Annotated in this window: 3 protein-coding genes; all 3 read right to left on the bottom strand. The window is 55.5% G+C overall.

Annotated elements, in window-relative coordinates:
• The coding region (tssE, locus tag IO95_RS10585) for a type VI secretion system baseplate subunit TssE (RefSeq protein ID WP_037385237.1) at window positions 1-385 on the bottom strand (385 nt) is incomplete at its 3' end.
• A gap of 3 nt (window positions 386-388) precedes the next feature.
• The gene (tssJ, locus tag IO95_RS10580; protein ID WP_051791186.1) at window positions 389-877 is read right to left on the bottom strand and encodes a type VI secretion system lipoprotein TssJ; all 489 of its coding nucleotides are present in this window, start codon (window positions 875-877) and stop codon (window positions 389-391) included.
• Window positions 878-965: 88 nt separating this feature from the next.
• The coding region (locus IO95_RS10575) for a type VI secretion system baseplate subunit TssG (protein WP_037385234.1) at window positions 966-1467 on the bottom strand (502 nt) is incomplete at its 5' end.

The following is a 1467-nucleotide window of genomic DNA, read 5'->3' as shown; positions in this document are numbered from 1 at the left end:
TGCCTTGTGGGGTAAATTCGGTGCCATAGCGCACCAGACCCACACCTTTCAGCTCGGCATCAATGGCATAGCGTAACTCACCGGGGGTGCTCTGTTCCAGCATCAGCACATCAATCCTCTTCAGACGCGGCTCATATTTCAGCAACACGTCAGACAGGGTAGTGATTAACTGGTGGGCGGTACCGGGCATCCCCTGCAGGATTTTGCTCATATCCGGCAGACCATAGTCCGGTAAATGGGACAAAGTCCCGGCACGGCAGTTGAGTATACGCTGCATATTGTCCAGCACCGACATAATCAGCTGGTTCTCTTCACTGATTTGGTGCAAATCCAGCCCCCCGGCAAAGTTGCCGTAGAGGGTTTCATATAATGAGGGACGTGGCATGGGTTACTCCTTTAATGGGAGCAGGGTAAGACCCTGATCTTTAAGTTCGATTTGCCGTGCCTTGTCCGGATCCAGCTCATCGCGCTTGAGAACCACACGCCAGTTGTTTTTCTCCTGATTCGGCGACAAAAACATCCCGGCCACCGCCACGTACTGGGTCTCCTTCTCCATCGGCATATCAATGGAGACCGTTTCATCCGGCCTGACTGAAACATCTTTTTCAGCCAGTAAATCCGCCTTGATGGCCTGGCTGTCGCTGGCAAACAACGACGGATAATCGGTGCTATCGAACGTCTTGCGGTCTTTCAATTGATAAATACGCACCACCGTGGAAAGCGGCGCACCACTGGCATTATTGTTGGTGGCCGGCCGCGCCATGATGTCCAGATGCAAGGTATTCACCTGTTTGTAAAAAACGGCTTTGGTCATCGACACCGCCCCGTCAGACACCCTTTGCGTCAGTCCACAACCGGACAACAGCCCGCTCACCATCAATAACGACAGTAGCACTGCAGCCGGTTTACGCCGCCAGAACACACCGTTTTTAAAGAACACACCGTCCTTAAACAACATCGCGCCCTTAATATTGATATTCGCCACTTTCGGCCTCCCTGTAGTTAGTATTCTCAAAAACGGACTGATAACGCCCTAAACTGATGGTAACAATGTCCTCCACCGCCGGGCTCGGGGGGGCCGCCATGCGCCGCATGATCGCCGTTCTCCCCAACTGCGGGCTACCGAGCCGGGGAGAACAGGAAAGCTGCGCATCCGGCAGCAACGGCCGTGGCACGCGCAATTGCAGGCGCGCATGCAACCGTGCCCCCAGGTAAACATGCAGCAAGGCAAACAAGTCCGTATACAGTTCGCCCCCCGGCAGCCACCCCTGAACTTCCTGCGGATCCGAGGTGGTCAGCGTCAGCAGCACCTGACTGTTGACCTCAACGGTACTGCGCCCCATCACCGGGTAACTGGCTAACGTCACCGGCTGGCGGCAAGACATCATGGTCGGATGGTCCAGTGCAATGGACAGGCGATCATGAGGGGTCACGGTCGGCCGGGTATTCGGGGCCAACAGTTTGACC

It is taken from the genome of Serratia sp. DD3 (assembly GCF_000496755.2).
Note: the sequence above shows the minus strand (reverse complement) of the source record. Positions and strands in the feature narration are given on the sequence as shown.

What these genes read in the sequence shown, in the direction of transcription:
- tssJ (WP_051791186.1), bottom strand. Translation starts at nt 877, where the DNA reads ATGGTGAGCGGGCTGTTGTCCGGTTGTGGACTGACGCAAAGGGTGTCT.